This window comes from Clostridioides sp. ES-W-0018-02 (assembly GCF_020658175.1).
Classification (GTDB): Bacteria; Bacillota; Clostridia; order Peptostreptococcales; family Peptostreptococcaceae; genus Clostridioides.
In genome coordinates this window covers 537707-554379 of sequence record NZ_JACVVY010000001.1, presented here as the reverse complement: position 1 = coordinate 554379, position 16673 = coordinate 537707, and the positions used below count along the sequence as shown (strand labels likewise).

14 protein-coding genes and 2 riboswitches are annotated in these 16673 nt (G+C 26.1%); of the genes, 10 read left to right on the top strand and 4 right to left on the bottom strand.

Annotated elements, in window-relative coordinates:
• Positions 1–12 precede the first annotated feature (12 nt).
• Positions 13–1449, top strand: coding sequence for a tRNA (N6-isopentenyl adenosine(37)-C2)-methylthiotransferase MiaB (miaB, locus tag IC219_RS02605; protein WP_227823960.1), 1437 nt, complete (start codon positions 13–15; stop codon positions 1447–1449).
• 292 nt (positions 1450–1741) lie between these two features.
• Here the strand turns inward: miaB and IC219_RS02600 are convergent, their stop codons facing one another.
• The 3 genes from IC219_RS02600 to IC219_RS02590 all read right to left on the bottom strand — a co-directional run bounded on the left by IC219_RS02600 (position 1742) and on the right by IC219_RS02590 (position 4132).
• Positions 1742–2080 (bottom strand): DUF3784 domain-containing protein, encoded by a 339-nt coding sequence (locus IC219_RS02600; RefSeq protein ID WP_227435122.1) that lies wholly within the window; start codon positions 2078–2080, stop codon positions 1742–1744.
• 320 nt (positions 2081–2400) lie between these two features.
• The gene (locus IC219_RS02595; protein ID WP_227435123.1) at positions 2401–3012 is read right to left on the bottom strand and encodes an NUDIX hydrolase; all 612 of its coding nucleotides are present in this window, start codon (positions 3010–3012) and stop codon (positions 2401–2403) included.
• A gap of 421 nt (positions 3013–3433) precedes the next feature.
• Positions 3434–4132, bottom strand: a complete 699-nt coding sequence (locus IC219_RS02590) for an amino acid racemase (RefSeq protein WP_227830570.1) — start codon at positions 4130–4132, stop codon at positions 3434–3436.
• 581 nt (positions 4133–4713) lie between these two features.
• Between IC219_RS02590 and IC219_RS02585 the strand changes: the two genes are divergently transcribed.
• Positions 4714–5721: a M56 family metallopeptidase gene (locus IC219_RS02585; RefSeq protein WP_227830569.1), complete on the top strand. Its 1008-nt coding sequence runs from the start codon at positions 4714–4716 to the stop codon at positions 5719–5721.
• Between the two features lie 139 nt (positions 5722–5860).
• Complete coding sequence (locus IC219_RS02580) at positions 5861–6763, top strand: metallophosphoesterase (protein WP_227830568.1); 903 nt, start codon at positions 5861–5863, stop codon at positions 6761–6763.
• A 54-nt stretch (positions 6764–6817) separates the two neighbouring features.
• Here the strand turns inward: IC219_RS02580 and IC219_RS02575 are convergent, their stop codons facing one another.
• Positions 6818–6994 carry a hypothetical protein gene (locus tag IC219_RS02575; RefSeq protein WP_227435127.1) on the bottom strand — a complete coding sequence of 59 codons (177 nt, stop codon included), beginning with the start codon at positions 6992–6994 and terminating at the stop codon, positions 6818–6820.
• 53 nt (positions 6995–7047) lie between these two features.
• A riboswitch (cyclic di-GMP riboswitch) is annotated at positions 7048–7137 on the bottom strand.
• Positions 7138–7607: 470 nt separating this feature from the next.
• A riboswitch (TPP riboswitch) is annotated at positions 7608–7707 on the top strand.
• 130 nt (positions 7708–7837) lie between these two features.
• Here IC219_RS02575 and IC219_RS02570 point away from each other — a divergent pair.
• The 7 genes from IC219_RS02570 to miaA all read left to right on the top strand — a co-directional run bounded on the left by IC219_RS02570 (position 7838) and on the right by miaA (position 16593).
• Positions 7838–8128, top strand: a complete 291-nt coding sequence (locus tag IC219_RS02570) for an MTH1187 family thiamine-binding protein (RefSeq protein WP_227435128.1) — start codon at positions 7838–7840, stop codon at positions 8126–8128.
• Entirely contained in the window at positions 8103–8873 is a 771-nt protein-coding gene (locus IC219_RS02565) for an ABC transporter permease (protein ID WP_227830567.1), read from the top strand. The genes IC219_RS02570 and IC219_RS02565 overlap by 26 nt, the downstream gene beginning before the upstream one ends.
• 21 nt (positions 8874–8894) lie before the next feature.
• Positions 8895–9914 carry an ABC transporter substrate-binding protein gene (locus IC219_RS02560; RefSeq protein ID WP_227830566.1) on the top strand — a complete coding sequence of 340 codons (1020 nt, stop codon included), beginning with the start codon at positions 8895–8897 and terminating at the stop codon, positions 9912–9914.
• A complete protein-coding gene (locus IC219_RS02555) occupies positions 9883–10617 on the top strand; it encodes an ABC transporter ATP-binding protein (protein WP_227435131.1) in 735 nt (244 codons plus the stop codon). The genes IC219_RS02560 and IC219_RS02555 overlap by 32 nt, the downstream gene beginning before the upstream one ends.
• 162 nt (positions 10618–10779) lie before the next feature.
• The gene (gene mutS, locus IC219_RS02550; protein WP_227435132.1) at positions 10780–13623 is read left to right on the top strand and encodes a DNA mismatch repair protein MutS; all 2844 of its coding nucleotides are present in this window, start codon (positions 10780–10782) and stop codon (positions 13621–13623) included.
• 10 nt (positions 13624–13633) lie between these two features.
• Positions 13634–15619 (top strand): DNA mismatch repair endonuclease MutL, encoded by a 1986-nt coding sequence (gene mutL / locus IC219_RS02545; RefSeq protein WP_227435133.1) that lies wholly within the window; start codon positions 13634–13636, stop codon positions 15617–15619.
• A gap of 38 nt (positions 15620–15657) precedes the next feature.
• On the top strand, positions 15658–16593 hold the full coding sequence (gene miaA, locus IC219_RS02540) for a tRNA (adenosine(37)-N6)-dimethylallyltransferase MiaA (protein ID WP_227830565.1): 936 nt from the start codon (positions 15658–15660) through the stop codon (positions 16591–16593).
• The last annotated feature ends 80 nt before the right edge of the window (positions 16594–16673 follow it).

The window sequence follows — 16673 nt, the reverse complement described above, 5'->3', positions numbered from 1 at the left end:
GGAGGAATAGAAGTGAGCAAAAGAAAACAAGTAACAATACCAATAGAGAAAATACAAGAACAAGATAAATATATAGAACAAATACACAGACAAAATGAAGAGTACTTCAACAGAACTGGAAAGAGAAAACTCGTGTTTACTCAAACCTTTGGATGCCAAATGAATGAACATGATTCAGAAAAACTTTGTTCAATGTTAGAAGAAATGGGATACCAAATGTCAATGATAGTTGAAGAAAGTGACCTAATAATATATAATACATGTGCAGTAAGAGAAAATGCAGAACTAAAGGTGTATGGAAATTTAGGTCAGTTAAAGCATCTAAAAGGAAAAAATCCAAACATGAAAATAGCTGTGTGTGGATGTATGATGCAACAACCACATGTTGTAGAGGAACTAAGAAAAAAATACAAACATGTAGACCTTGTATTTGGAACACATAATCTATATAAATTTCCACAATTACTTACAGAATCAATAAATTCTGACAAAATGTTAGTAGATGTATGGGATGTAGATGGAGAAGTAATAGAAGGCCTTAGAAGTAATAGAAAATTTGAATTAAAAGCATTTGTAAATATAATGTATGGATGCAATAATTTCTGTACCTATTGTATAGTTCCATATACAAGAGGAAGAGAAAGAAGCAGAACACCTGAAGATATAATTAATGAGATAAAAGAGCTTGTTTCAAATGGAACAAAAGAAATAACTTTGCTTGGACAAAATGTAGATTCGTATGGCAAAACACTTGAAAATCCAGTTGCATTCTCAGAACTTTTAAGAAAAGTTAATGATATAGAAGGAATTGAAAGAGTTAGATTTATGACATCTCATCCTAAAGACATATCTGATGAGGTGATATATGCAATTAGAGATTGTGATAAGGTGTGTGAATTTTTACATTTACCAATACAATGTGGAAGTAGTAGTCTTCTGAAAAAAATGAATAGACATTATACAAAGGAATATTATCTAGACATAATAGAGAAAGCTAAAAAAGAAGTGCCAGATATTGCTTTTTCAACGGACTTAATGATAGGTTTTCCAGGAGAAACAGAAGAAGATTTAGAAGATACTCTAGATGTGGTTGAAAAAGTTAGATATGATTCAGCATTTACATTTATTTATTCTAAAAGACAGGGAACTCCTGCTGCTAAAATGGAAAATCAAATACCAGAAGAAATAAAACATGAAAGATTTAATAGAGTATTAGAAGCAGTAAATAGAATCTCAGCAGAGATAAATAATGAATATAAAAATAGAGTAGTTGAAGTTTTGGTCGAAGGAAGAAGCAAAAATAATGAAAATAAATTTGCTGGTAGAACTAGACAAAATAAACTTGTAAATTTTGAAGGTGGAAGTGATGATTTAATTGGAAAATTAGTTATGGTTAAAATCACTGAACCTAGAACATTTTCATTGAATGGTGTACTAGTAAATGATTAGAACTGTATAAAATAATAAAATTATGTAAACTGATTGGAATAGATGTACTATAAAACAAAATATATTAAATTTTTAAATTTTAAGAACATATCATATATATTATGATAATTTCAGTTTCTATTGTAAATAAAAATAAATTTGATATAGGATGTAAATTAATTGTACATCTATTTTTTATTCTATTTTATCAAAGCTTACTTAACTATATTTAGTATTTATTATATATTAAAATATCTAATAGACATAAAAAAGCAGTCAATCTTTCATAATTAACTGCTTAACTTACTAATTTTTATTTTTTACATTTCTTGTTAGAGTAATAGATATTGAAAAACACGCTAGCAAGTATAACTATTATAAATATTACAGCAAACGGAAGCATTTTTTTTTCATCCATTTGTCCACTCTCTATTCTATATCCCAAAAATGACATGATAAATAACATTATAGATACAATAAAAGTAACAATGCTAGAACTTCTACATAGTTTTTTTACATCATATCGAGCTTTTTCTTTATCACTCATAGTATTATAACCTGCTAATAGCATACTTGCTTTTCCATTAAATAACAATATACTTAAAATGAAAGAGGCAATTGCAATTATAACTGTGAATCCTACTGCAAACATTATAAGCACCTCCAGATACTCTGATTTATCAGTTTACTTAATTATTAATATTTTACCATAAACATACATTAAAATCATTTATTTCATAGATTAATCTTATTAGATATATTATCATATTATAATTTATTTATAATGTGGTGTTAATACATAGTGCTTAGCTTGAAATTGTATTAAAAATTGTGTAACAATAATTGAACAATAATCAAGCATAAAAAATATTATAAAACATAATTTACTATCTTTTTTAGAATTATAACATTTTAAAGTTAGAAAATTTTAAAAACTTCTTATATAAAAATTTGAATATTTGATTACAAGTATTATTCTGATAAGAAGTTTAAAAAATTTTCTAATATTTTTGCTGTTATTCCCCAAATTACATAATCTTTATATTTATAAAATAGAACAGGGTAACTTCCACTTTCAAATTTATAATCTTTTTGATTTGGAATTGAACCATATGGAAGATTTTCATCAGGAAAAACTTTGACTGTATTATTATAGGTATTTGGAGGATTTTCTAAAAGATATTTTATAGGTACCAAAAAAGTATGGTCAACTTCATCTTTATTTATATTTAAATTATTGATGTTTTTTATATATCCTAAGTAGGGATGTATTATAAATTTTACAGGAGTTATAAGTAAGTCAAGACTTGCTATAACTTCTATATTGTCATTAAAAGTTCCAAGTTCCTCACATGTTTCTCTAATAACGGCTTCATAAGGAGTTTCGTTAGACTCTATTTTTCCACCTGGAAAAGAAATTTCATTGGGTTGATGCTTTAAATTTTTTGAGCGAACTTCAAATAATATATGATGTATGTTATTTATTTCTACTATTGGAATTAATACAGATGCTCTTTTCATATTTTCATAACCGTTTATATATGGTTTGTAATCTTTAAATTTATTTTTAATATTGTTTATCATTTTTTCCTCCTAAAATAATATTATTAAAAAAATGTAGAATTAAATTTTGACAATAACAATATATACGTAATTATATTTATCTAATTCAAGATATAGTAATATCTATATTATTATATAATAAATCAATAAATATATATTAACAAGTATTAACAAATACTAAAGTATTTAAGTTTAGTAATATTTAAACTAAAGTATTATAAAATAATTTTGTGACCTTTAATTGAAAAATATATTTCTATTTTAACTGACATTCATTTTTTTATTTTTACAATCTCATTAAGGTGAATTTTATTTTAGAATCATCATCAAAAATAAAAAAGTGAGTATTTATAAAAAAGTAAAGTGGTAAGATAATCTTACTGCTTTACTTTTTTATGAATAATTTATCTAAAATATTTATAAATTAAAAATAGAGTAAATTCTATTTTTCTAACTCTAAATATTTCTTAATAACTGACTCTGCTAAACATTTTGACGAATCAATAATGTTAATTGATGGTTGTATCTTTTCCAAGACAACATTTAAATCAGTGCAAGCAATCACTATATTTTCAATAGATTCAAATTTTATACTTTCTAGAAGTTCATTCCAAATATTGATATTTTGTGGATTATTCTTATCTGTTTTTATGTTTTGTATAAGAGCATTTATCTTTTTTTGCCATTCTTCTTTAAATATAAATTCATGACCAGCTTTTGTTATACCTTTTTGATAAATTGTAGATTCAAATGTTGAACTTGTTGAAAGTAGAGTTACTTTTTGTGGCGTAGCAGGTAAATATTTAATAGTTTCTTCTACAATATTTAATAATGGAATACCTATTGATTCTTTCAATTCTTCAAAATATATATGAGCTGAATTGCACGGCATCGCAATAAAGTTTGTTCCAATTGATTCAAGTTTTTTTAGACCCTTAATGATAGTTTTTTTCATAAGTTCATGATTTATTGCGCGGTCAATATAAAATGGAGTAGGTAAGGAATATATCATAATTTCAGGAAACTCTTCATCGTATCTCGCTCCATACTGAGACTGACATTCATCAATAATTAAATCAACAAATGGCGCTGTTGACCTTGGGCCCATCCCAGCCAAAATTCCAATTAATTTTTTATTCATTTAAATAATCTCCTTAGATTCTGTATAGTTTATTTTGTATAGGCTTTATCCGCCAAAAATGAAGAAATCATATGTTTCTTTAATTCTAATATTTGGGTGTCTTTCTGTCAAATGTAGAATAAATCTTTGTAACAATCCTTATAGTCTTTTATTACTATTTTTGTATCATTTAACAATTGTAGCATAATTATGAAAAATATTTGAGTATTCTTTATTTATATAATAGCTCTTGTGGTATTATGTCATGCTCTATGTTACAATCAAAATTATACAAAAGAAGTATTTAAATTTTTATAAAAAAAGATTCGGATGGAATAAAATTAAAACCAACTATGCTTATTGATAATAGAAGATGACTCGATTATGTCTTAAAAGAGATAAAAGAAAAGCTATACCTAAAAGTCATTATCCTATTTAATTAAATTTAAGTATGTCAACTGTCAAAAGATATTGGAATTTTTAACTGGTGTCATGAAGGAATTCTTTGTATTAAGAAAGACATAGTCCTGTTGCTATTTTTATATTGGTGCTTGTTTTTTAAATATTCCACAATTCACTCTAGAATAAGGGGGTGAAAATTTATGATTTCAATTTTAAACGATTTTTTTAGAACCGTTTTAGTAAGTAGTTTATTTATAGTTCTCTTATTAGTTTTTAGAATGACTATTTTTAAAACTTTCAGTAGAAAATTTAAATATTATATATGGTTTATTGTTATTATAAAACTATTATTACCATTTACATATTATACTTTTGCATTTAATGAATTGAAATATCAACACAATATTAATAAGGCAAATTTAGAAGGTTTTAACAATATTTCTACTTTGTGTACTATTATTTTAGTGTCTATTTGGATTACTGTTACGATATTTTATTTGATTTCTACTTTATGGAAATATATTAAGCTTAAAAATCTGATAGAGGATTTGTCCTATGATGTTGATGATGAAGACATAAACAATCTTTATGATAGTTTATTAAAAGAACTTAATATAAATAAAAATGTAAAGATTAAATATTCTCATGAAGTTGAAACTCCGTCATTTTTTAATTCCTGTGTTCTTTTACCACCATATGATTATAAATTAAAAGAACTTGAATGGATATTTAGACATGAACTTATGCATTTTAAGAGTAAAGACATTTATATTAAATATTTAGTATTATTCTTAAAAATAGTATATTGGTTTAATCCTTTTATGTACATTATGGATAAAGTTATAGATTTAGATTGTGAACTTTATTGTGATGAAAGAGTTTTAAAAAATCGTAGTATAGAAGATAAAAAAGAGTATGCTTTGACTATTATAGGTGCAATGAAAAAAGATTTAAATTCTTCAAATAAATTTGTAGCTGGACTGCATAAGAAATCAGATATAAAAAAAAGAGTATCTAATATGTTTAATGAAAAAAATAGAACAGGAAATTTAATGGCATTAATTTTATGTTTATTATCATTGATTACATATTTTAAAATAGATATAATTGATTCTAAATCATTAATTTATTCATTACCAAAACAATTAACTATTGTAAATAAGAATTCTAATTTTAAATACTTAGGACAGGTTAATACAGATGAGTAATGTAAATTTTAAATAATACATTTAGAGATTTATTGAGAATAAATTAGCTTATTAATTACGCTAATATATATTTTGGTGTAAATTAGTTTGTTAGTTCAACGTTATACTTTATGTATATTAAGTTTTATAGGGGGATAAAATGAATTTTAAAAGTAAAGCCAAAGTATTAAGTTTATGTTTAATATCAATTCCAATGATATTGACAGGTTGCACTAATTCTAAAAATGATAAAATCACTGAAATCAATATATTAGCAACTACAGACTTACATGGAGAAGTTACCTATAATGTAGCTGAAAAAATAAACGAAGAAAGAAAAAAAGACTCTAATATAACATTAGTAGATGCAGGAGATTTTTATGATTCGGATGGTTTAGGAGCAATGGAGCAATATCTTAGTGAGGCTCGAGATGCTTACGAAAAAGATGAAGTAATTAAAAAAGAAGTACCTATAGTTAGACAAATGAGTGAAGTTAAATATGATGCAGTAGTGCTTGGTAATCATGAGTTTGTTTCTAGCTCTAAAAAAAATTTAGATAAAATGATAAATGAATTTAATAGTGAAAATATAGAAGTTTTATCTGCGAATACATATAATAGTAACAGTTCAAGTTATGTTAAACCTTACACAATAAATACAATTGAAACAAAATATGGTGAAGTTAAGCTTGGTATACTTGGTCTTACAATCAAAGAAGTCGGAGAAGGATGGGATTTTGATGAAAACGAAAATAAAATTAAGGCTAAGTCCAGAGATTTAAAAGATATGGCTACATACCAGGATTTATATATGAATGATATGATAGATGATGCTAAAAAATGGGTGAAGGAAATAAAAGAAAAAGAAAATCCAGATATACTATTAGCCGTAGTACATAGTGGAGAAAAACCTAAAAAGCCTAAAAATCCAGGTAATAGAATACAAGAACTAGCTAAAGAAGTTGATGGAATTGATGCGATAGTAGCAGGGCATACTCATAAGGAAATTGAGCAACATGATTATACAAATGATATCTTTTTTTTATCAATTTTATATCAATAATACATTTAAAATGTAGATAAAACTAAAAAGGGTTTTCTAGAAAATAAAATCCATTTAATTATACTTACTTACCAATACCATCACTTGATGTAAACAAGATTCCACAACATTTTCACCATACTCTAGTATAAAATCGTTTAACTGCGTATCTATAAAATTACAGTAGTCATATGAACTACATATATAGGCAGTTAGTATATGTGTACATCTATCTATTTTATTCATAAACATATATTATTTATCCCCCTAAAAAACTTTCATAAAAAACAAAAAGAAAATATCTTTTTGGCAACTGGCTGACATAACTTATTTTATAAGTGTTAGTCCCTATAGCTTTGCGTCACTAAATTTCTCTAGTTTTGCCTAGTTAGTTTTATTCTACGATTATAATATTACAGGAAAACGTTTTGTTTTTCAATATATAAATTAAAAAAATTAAATATAAAAGTTATTTTGTCCTTTAAAAATAAAACATACAAGTAAATTATGTAATAAAGCTTGTTGTGTAAAAGGAACTGTAAAGTTATATTATTAATTTATTTGAATTATATTGATGAAGTAGCACAAAATTAATCAACAGGAAGTGTTCAATATATTAAAAAGAGTATAGATAATAAATATATGTGTATAAAAATCTATTATATCAAAAATAATAGCATTAACAGAATAAAGCTATAGTAAATAAAAGATGGTTATTGAAATTTTAAAAAATTAGTGGGAATAAAGACAATAAATCATAAACTACTATAATAGTTTTGTAAATTTTAATACAAATAAAATATATGATATAAATAAAAAATTTGTTAAAATATGATAAGTGTAGTATAATCAAGTAGAAAAGATATAATATATTTCGGGGAGCTAATATGCTGAGAGGAGATTTTATCTCGACCCTTTGAACCTGTTTGGATAATGCCAGTGTAGGGAGACCAGTAAAGATAAAAATAAGTCTTATCCTATTTTGGATAAGACTTTTATTTTATTTAAATATACTATGTTTTTATCTATAAAATATTTTAATAAAAAACAAAATATACCTAGTAGGTATTAATTATTTTAAAAGGAGTGATTTAAATGGTAATTGCAGACATAGCAGTAATGCCACTAAGACCTTACAAAGGTGAAGAAGAAATGTATAAAGTAGTAGATGCTTGTATAGCAGAAATTGAAAACAGTGGTCTTAAATGTGAAATAGGAGCAATGAGTACTACTGTTGAAGGTGATTTTGATGAAGTTTTTGAACTACTAAAAAAAGTACATAAAATCCCTTTTAATCTTGGATGTGAAAGAGTTATAACAGTAGCTAGAGTAGATGAAAAAGCTGGGGGTTTAACTATAGATGATAAACTTAGAAATCATAGATAAAGTCAAAAATAGTATGTATCCAATAGCAACATTTTTGTTTATACTTATTTTTTGGCAATCTGTGGTAGAAGTTTTGAGAGTTCCTCAATATATACTGCCTACACCAATAGATATAATTAACGTATTTTTTAAAGATTATCAAAATTTATCCATGCATGCCATGGTTACTATAGGGGAAGCAATATTTGGCTTTATAGTTGCGATAATAATATCTTTAATAATTGGAATATTAATGGATTTTGTATTGATAATAAAAAAATGTCTTTATCCTATTATGTTAGTGACTCAAATGATACCTACAATAATAATAGCTCCACTTTTTATGATTTGGTTTGGCTTTGGAACAATGCCAAAAATATTGATGGTAACACTTACGTGTTTTTTCCCTATATTAATAAGTTTTGTAGATGGTATTGAGAATATTGATAAAGATTATTTAAATTTGTTTAAGACTATGAATTCAAATAAGATTAATACTTTTATTCATCTCAAATTTCCTATGTCAATGGATAAATTTTTTTCTGGACTTAAAATATCTTCTACTTATGCTGTAATGGCAGCAACTGTTGCAGAGTGGTTAGGTGGAACTAAAGGTCTTGGTGTTTATATGCTAAGGTCAAAAAGTGCATATGCACTTGATAAAGTATTTGCATCTACTATATTAGTAGTTATATTTAGCTTAATATTTGTAGGAATTGTACAAGCTATAAAAAAAGTTGTTATAAAACATAGATTAGAAGATTAAATGTACTTGAGGGAGGATATTATGAATTTCAAAAAATTAGGAATATTAGGTTTAGTAAGTGCTCTTACATTAGCAACAATAACTGGATGTTCTTCTGGAAATAATAGTGATAAAGACAAAAAAAATAGTAAAGATACTTCTTCTAAAAAAGTGACTGTTGTACTTGATTGGACACCAAATACTAATCATACTGGATTATTTGTGGCGCTTGATAAAGGTTATTATAAAGAAGAAGGCTTGGATGTTGAAATAGTACAACCACCTGAAAGTGGAGCTGAGACTTTAGTAGCAACAGGAAAGGCTGACTTTGGTATAAGTTATCAAGAGCAAGTTACTTACGCAAAAACTAGTGAAGACCCACTTCCAATAAAAGCTGTAGCTACTGTTATACAACACAATACTTCTGGATTTGCATCTCCAAAAGAAAAAAACATAACTACAGCAAAAGATTTTGAAGGAAAAACTTATGGAGGTTGGGGTTCTCCATCAGAAGAAGCTGTTTTTAAAGCAGTTATGAATAAAAATGGAGCTGACTTTAATAAATTAAAGATAGTTAATACTGGTCAAGATGATTTCTTTGCAGCTATGAAAACTGTAGATTTTGCATGGATATTTGAAGGTTGGGATGTAGTTAAAGCTAATTTAATTGATTATGATTTAAACTTTATACCAGTAAAAGACCTAGATGAAAGATTAGATTATTATACACCACTTATAATTTCTAATGAGACTGTACTTAAAGACAACCCAGAACTTGCTAAGAAATTCTTAAAAGCTACAACAAAAGGTTATGAGTATGCAATAAAAAATCCTGAAGATGCTGCAAAAACTTTAGTAAAGCATGCTCCTGAGGTAGATGAAAAACTAGCAATAAAGAGTCAAGAATATTTAGCAAGTAAATATAAAGATGATGCACCAAGATGGGGAGAAATGAAAGATAGTGTATGGAATAACTATACATCATTCTTAAAAGAATATAAATTAATAGATAAGGATATGAAGGCAAGTGATGCTTACACAAATGAATTCTTACCACAATAAAAAGGCAAAAATATCTATAGAAAATGTATCAAAGACATATAAAGATGTAGATGTTTTAAAAGATATAAGTATTGATGTTTATGAAGGCGAATTTGTTTCTATATTGGGACCAAGCGGATGTGGAAAAAGTACTATCTTTAATATTATAACTCAATTGACAGACTATAATAGTGGTATGGTAAACATAAACGGTAATTATAGCTACATGTATCAAAAAGATTTACTTTTACCATATAAAACTATAATAGATAATGTGTCTCTTCCATTGGTACTAAAAAAAGAAAAAAAGAGCAAAGCTAGGTCTATGGTAAAACACTACTTTGAGGTTTTTGGTTTGGAAGGGTATGAGTATAAATATCCATCAGAGCTTTCTGGAGGTATGAGACAAAGAGCTAATTTTTTGAGAACTTTTATAAATTCTAATGACATAATGCTTTTAGATGAACCTTTTGGTGCACTCGATTCATTAACTAAAACATCTATGCAAAAATGGCTTTTAGAAGTTAAGAAAAAAGTAAATTCAACGATACTTCTTATAACTCATGATATTGATGAAGCTATAATGCTATCAAATAGAATTTATGTTATTTCAAAAAAACCATCAATAGTAAAAAAAGAATTTATCATAGATAATAGAAATATAAATGAAGATAATCTTGAGAATGTTATTAAACTGAAAAAAGAGATAATATCTTTATTATAAAATTCTATACGTTTTTACCTAGTGATTATTAAACTTAACAATCCAAAGTGCAATCAGCATTTTGGATTGTTTTTTAGTTATACGTCAAAATTTTATATATTATGTTAATAATAATCAAGTACTATGATATAATATTTAATTAGAAAAGAAGGAGGTTTAATAATGCAAATAGATATGAATAAATTAACTCCTATGATGAAACAGTATCTTGAAGTAAAAAATAGATATAAAGATTGTATACTGTTTTTTAGATTGGGAGATTTTTATGAAATGTTTTTTGAAGATGCATTAGTAGCTTCAAAAGCTCTTGAAATAGCATTAACAGGGAAAGCCTGTGGTTTAGAAGAACGTGCTCCTATGTGTGGAGTACCATTTCACTCAGCCAATTCATATATATCAAAGTTAGTAGAAAATGGATATAAAGTAGCAATAGGTGAGCAAATGGAAGACCCATCTACTGCAAAAGGAATTGTTAGGAGAGAGGTAATAAGAGTTATTACTCCTGGAACAGTTCTAGATGGAAATTTACTTGAAAATAAAAAAAATAATTATTTATTATCTTTATATAAGGATGACACCAATATAGGTTTAACTTATGTAGATATAAGTACAGGAGAAGCTAATGCAACTTGTCTGAATGAAGATAAAGTAATAGAAGAAATTGCAAAAATTCATCCTACAGAAATAATTATAAATGATTTGAATTTTATAGAAAAACTTAGAGATATAGCTACTGTAAGCAACATATACATAAATGAAAGTTTTAGCGACAACTATTTAGATATAAATATATTAAAAGAGTATTTTCCAGAGGTTTATCTACAAAAATTAAAGTTTGATGATAAGGGTCTTATAAAATCGAGTTTATCAATTCTTCTAAACTATATATATAACACTCAAAAGCAGATAACATCCAATATTAATAATATAAATATATACAATTCATCAGAGTATATGGTCTTAGATATGTTTACTAGAACTAATTTAGAACTTACTCAGACTATAAGAGGAAATAAAAAGAAAGGTTCACTATTACATGTTTTAGACAAAACATCTACTGCGATGGGAGGAAGACTTCTAAGAAAATATGTAGAAGAGCCTCTGATAAATAAACCTAAAATTGAAAATAGATTAAATGTAATAGAAGAAATAAAAGATGATTTTATACTAAGAGAAGATTTAAATGATATACTTAAAAATATATATGATATAGAAAGAATATGTGGGAAAATAGCATTTGAAAGAGTAACACCAAAAGAATTAGTTCACTTAAAAAATTCAGTAGAAAAATTACCAAATCTAAAAGACACAATAGACTTATCAAATGCAAATAGATTAAAAGAGTATGTATCAGAAATGGACAAGTTGGATGATATATACAGTTTAATAGATGAAGCCATTTTGGAAGAACCTACAATAACTATAAAAGATGGGAATATAATTAAGTCTGATTTTAGTGATGAACTTAAAGAATTGAGGGATATTTCTAAAAATGGTGCTTTTCTTATAAAAGAAATAGAAAATAGAGAAAGAGAAAAGACGGGAGTTAAATCATTAAAAATAGGATTTAATAAAGTATTTGGATATTATATAGAAATAACAAAGGCTAACTTTAAACAAGCAAAACTAGATGAGACATATATAAGAAAGCAGACACTTAGTAATGCAGAAAGATATATAACTCCAGAGTTAAAAGAAATAGAAGAAAAGATACTACATGCTGAAGAGAAAATTAAATCTCTAGAATATGAGATATTTGTAAGTATAAGAGATACTATATATAAAAATATAGACAGAATACAAAAAGTAGCTAAGATTATAGCTAATATAGACGTTTTTGTATCTTTGGCAACAGTTGCTCACATAAACAACTATATAAAACCACAGATAAACGAAAATAATAAACTCGATATAAGAAATGGTAGACATCCAGTTGTTGAAAATATAGTAGGTGAAGAAAATTTTGTTCCAAATGATACATATTTAAATCGTGGAGAAAACATCATTAACATAATAACTGGACCTAATATGTCTGGTAAGTCAACATATATGAGACAAACTGCTATAATAGCACTTATGGCACATATAGGTTCTTTTGTTCCAGCAGAATATGCTAATGTACCGATATTAGATAGAATATTTACAAGAGTAGGGGCTAGTGATGATTTATCTCAAGGACAATCTACTTTTATGGTAGAGATGAATGAGGTATCTCTTATATTAAAAAATGCTACTGAAAGAAGCTTAGTTATTTTAGATGAAATAGGACGTGGAACTAGTACTTATGATGGTATAAGTTTAGCATGGTCAATAGTAGAATATATTCAAAAGAATATTAGATGTAAGACACTATTTGCAACACATTATCATGAACTTACTGATTTAGAAGAAGAATTTAAAGAGGTTAAAAATTATTCAATAGCAGTTAAAGAAGATGGAGAGGGAATAATATTTTTAAGAAAAATAATTCCTCAAGGTGCAGATAAGAGTTATGGAATCTATGTTGCTAAATTAGCTAAATTGCCAGATGAAGTCATAGATAGAGCAAAATATATACTTAAGGATTTAGAAAAAAATCATGTTTATAACAGTGTAGCAATAAATGGAGATAAAGAAAAAACTATTGTGATTAATAATGATTTAGATGAAGAACTACTTAAGGTAAATCAGAGCAATTTTAAAAATAAATACGAATCTCTAAAAATAGAGCATGAGCTTATAGTAAAAGATTATAAACACATGAAAAAGGATTATGATAAACTAAATTCTAAGTTTAAAACGTTAAACGATGAAGTTATTTCAATGAAGAAAAAGGATAGTAAAGAAGAAATTGATAAAGAAGATTCTGTAAAGGAATTAGCACTAACTCAAATATCTTTTGATAGTGTAAAGAGAGATATATTGTCACAAGAAATTTTAAACTTAGATATTTTAAATATGACTCCATTAGATGCTATAAATTCTCTTTACAGTCTTCAAAAAAAAGCAAAAGAAATAAAATCTTAGAGGTGTAAAAATGAAAAATATAATTAACATCCTAGATGATTTGACTATAAATAAAATAGCAGCAGGAGAAGTAGTAGAAAGACCGTCTTCTGCATTAAAAGAATTAATTGAGAATTCTATTGATGCAGGTGCAAATAAGATTTCTATAGATATCATTGATGGAGGAAAAACCTTAATTAAAATCACAGATAATGGAATAGGAATACCTTCAAGCGAAGTCGAGAAATCATTTTTAAGACATGCTACTAGTAAAATTAAAAAAATTGATGATTTATATGATTTGTACTCTCTTGGATTTAGAGGAGAAGCATTAGCATCTATTTCAGCTATATCAAAATTAGAAATGATTACTAAAACCAAAGATGAAATGGTTGGAACTAAAATATTTGTAGAAGGTGGAAAAATAGTTTCAAAGGAGCCAATTGGTTCCACTAATGGTACAACAATCATTATAAAAGAGATTTTCTTTAATACACCAGCAAGACAGAAATTTTTGAAATCTACCCATGCTGAAACCATAAACATAAGTGATTTGATAAATAAGCTTGCAATAGGCAATCCTAATATCCAATTTAAATATACAAATAATAATAAACAAATGTTAAATACACCAGGTGATGGAAAGCTCATAAATACTATTAGGAGTATATATGGAAAAGAAATAACGGAAAACCTAATAAATATAGAATTTAAATGCAATCACTTTAAAATTGATGGATATATAGGAAATAATAACATCTATCGTTCCAATAAAAACTTGCAACATATCTATATAAATAAAAGATTTGTAAAAAGTAAAATAATTATAGATGCAATAACTGAAAGTTATAAGTCTATAATTCCAATAGGTAAGCATGCTGTTTGTTTTTTAAATATAGAAGTAGACCCAGCAGGTATTGATGTAAATATACATCCTAATAAGCTTGAAGTTAAATTTGAAAAAGAACAAGAAGTGTATATAGAGCTAAGAGATTTTTTAAAAGTTAAATTAATACATTCTAACCTTATTGGAAAGTATGCTACATATAATGATAAAAAAACGCAGCCTCGAATTGCTATCAATAGTAGAGAAAAAAGTACAGATTATGAATTTAAAAATAAGAACTTCATTGAAGCTAATTCAAAAAATAATAATACAACTAAAGATAAAGATGAATTCATTGAAGTTGTAAGTTTATCAAGTGAAAAACCAATAGACGAATTTCCTTCTGTAAGTGAAGTTTTAAATGCAAATATAGAAAAGGAATTAAAAAATACGGGCTCTTTAGAAGAAGAGGTTGTAAATGACAATATACAAGAAGAATTTCAAGTTGATAGGCCTAAACAAATTGATAGTTCTAAAAATGAAGATAGTAATTATTTAGAAAGAAGTATTAAAGACAGCCAAGAGGAATATTTAACTAATTCAAAACAAAGATTTTCTTTATATGGATATTCTGTAATTGGAGTCGTATTTAATACTTATATAATTCTAAGTAAAGATGATTCTATGTATTTGTTAGACCAACATGCTGCACATGAAAGAGTTTTGTATGAGAGATATATGGATAAGTTCTATAGACAAGATATCAATATGCAAATACTTTTAGACCCAGTAATTCTTGAAGTATCAAATGTAGATATGCTTCAAATTGAAAATAATTTAGAGTTATTTATGAAATTTGGTTTCGAATTAGAAGTTTTTGGCAACAATCATGTAATGATAAGATGTGTTCCAACTATATTTGGAATTCCAGAAACTGAAAAGTTTATACTTCAAATAATTGATAATATAGATGAGATTACAAGTAATTATGATTTAAAAGGTGAGAGATTTGCATCTATGGCATGTAGGTCTGCTATAAAAGCAAATGATAAAATATATGATATTGAGATAAAAAGCTTATTGGAACAATTAGAAAATTGTGAGAATCCATTTACGTGTCCTCATGGCAGACCTATAATGGTTGAAATTTCTAAGACCGAAATAGAAAAAATGTTTAAAAGAATTATGTAAAATATTTTGGATATTTAAAATATATGGAAAGGAATGTTATGAAAAAAATACCACTTATAATACTTACAGGTCCAACTGCTGTTGGAAAGACTGATTTGTCAATAAAGTTAGCAAAAGATATGGATGCAGAGATAATTTCAGCAGATTCTATGCAAATATATAAATATATGGATATTGGAAGTGCAAAAGTTACATCTGATGAAATGCAAGGAGTAAAGCATTATCTTATAGATGAGGTTAAACCTGACTATCCATTTTCAGTTTCAGAATTTCAACAAAGGGCAAAAAAATATATATCTGAAATAAATCAAAAGGGAAAGTGTGTTTTAGTGACTGGAGGAACAGGTCTTTATCTCAATTCTTTAATATACAATATGGATTTTGCAAAATCTGATGCTAATAATGAATTAAGAAAAGAACTTCAAAAACAACTTCTTGAGAATGGAATAGATTACATGCATGATAGATTAAAATCACTTGATGAAGAAGCTGCTGATAGAATTCATAAAAACAATACAAAGAGAGTTATAAGAGCACTTGAAGTTTGTTTAAGTGGTAATAAAATGAATGATTTTTCAAGTGACTTAAAATTTAATGACGATTATCAACCTATAATAATAGTTTTGAATAGAGATAGAGAGCATTTGTATGAAAGAATAAATATGAGAGTCGATATCATGATAGAGAGTGGTTTGGTTGAAGAAGTTAAAAAACTCCTAAATATGGGATTTAAAAAAGATATGATATCAATGCAAGGTATAGGATACAAAGAGATATTGAAGTATCTAGATGGAGAATATACATATGAAGAGGCCATTGAAATAATAAAAAGGGATTCTAGAAGGTATGCAAAACGTCAGATAACTTGGTTTAAAAGATATGAAACAGCAAAATGGTTTGATTTGGATAAATATGAAGATATAGATTTATTAAAAAATGAAATAATTATATATATTAAAAATTCTATAAAATAATATATATAAATTTTTAAGTATACAACTTCATATTGAAAATTTATCATAACTTATATAGAATATAAGATAGGAATATTTTA

Coding starts and splice junctions, on each gene's coding strand:
- IC219_RS02600 (WP_227435122.1), bottom strand. CDS start 2,080: ATGTTTGCAGTAGGATTCACAGTTATAATTGCAATTGCCTCTTTCATT.
- IC219_RS02565 (WP_227830567.1), top strand. CDS start 8,103: ATGATAAACTTAGAAATCATAGATAAAGTCAAAAATAGTATGTATCCA.
- IC219_RS02555 (WP_227435131.1), top strand. CDS start 9,883: ATGCTTACACAAATGAATTCTTACCACAATAAAAAGGCAAAAATATCT.
- IC219_RS02575 (WP_227435127.1), bottom strand. CDS start 6,994: ATGTTTATGAATAAAATAGATAGATGTACACATATACTAACTGCCTAT.
- IC219_RS02570 (WP_227435128.1), top strand. CDS start 7,838: ATGGTAATTGCAGACATAGCAGTAATGCCACTAAGACCTTACAAAGGT.
- mutL (WP_227435133.1), top strand. CDS start 13,634: ATGAAAAATATAATTAACATCCTAGATGATTTGACTATAAATAAAATA.
- IC219_RS02560 (WP_227830566.1), top strand. CDS start 8,895: ATGAATTTCAAAAAATTAGGAATATTAGGTTTAGTAAGTGCTCTTACA.
- IC219_RS02580 (WP_227830568.1), top strand. CDS start 5,861: ATGAATTTTAAAAGTAAAGCCAAAGTATTAAGTTTATGTTTAATATCA.
- mutS (WP_227435132.1), top strand. CDS start 10,780: ATGCAAATAGATATGAATAAATTAACTCCTATGATGAAACAGTATCTT.
- IC219_RS02590 (WP_227830570.1), bottom strand. CDS start 4,132: ATGAATAAAAAATTAATTGGAATTTTGGCTGGGATGGGCCCAAGGTCA.
- IC219_RS02595 (WP_227435123.1), bottom strand. CDS start 3,012: ATGATAAACAATATTAAAAATAAATTTAAAGATTACAAACCATATATA.
- miaA (WP_227830565.1), top strand. CDS start 15,658: ATGAAAAAAATACCACTTATAATACTTACAGGTCCAACTGCTGTTGGA.
- IC219_RS02585 (WP_227830569.1), top strand. CDS start 4,714: ATGATTTCAATTTTAAACGATTTTTTTAGAACCGTTTTAGTAAGTAGT.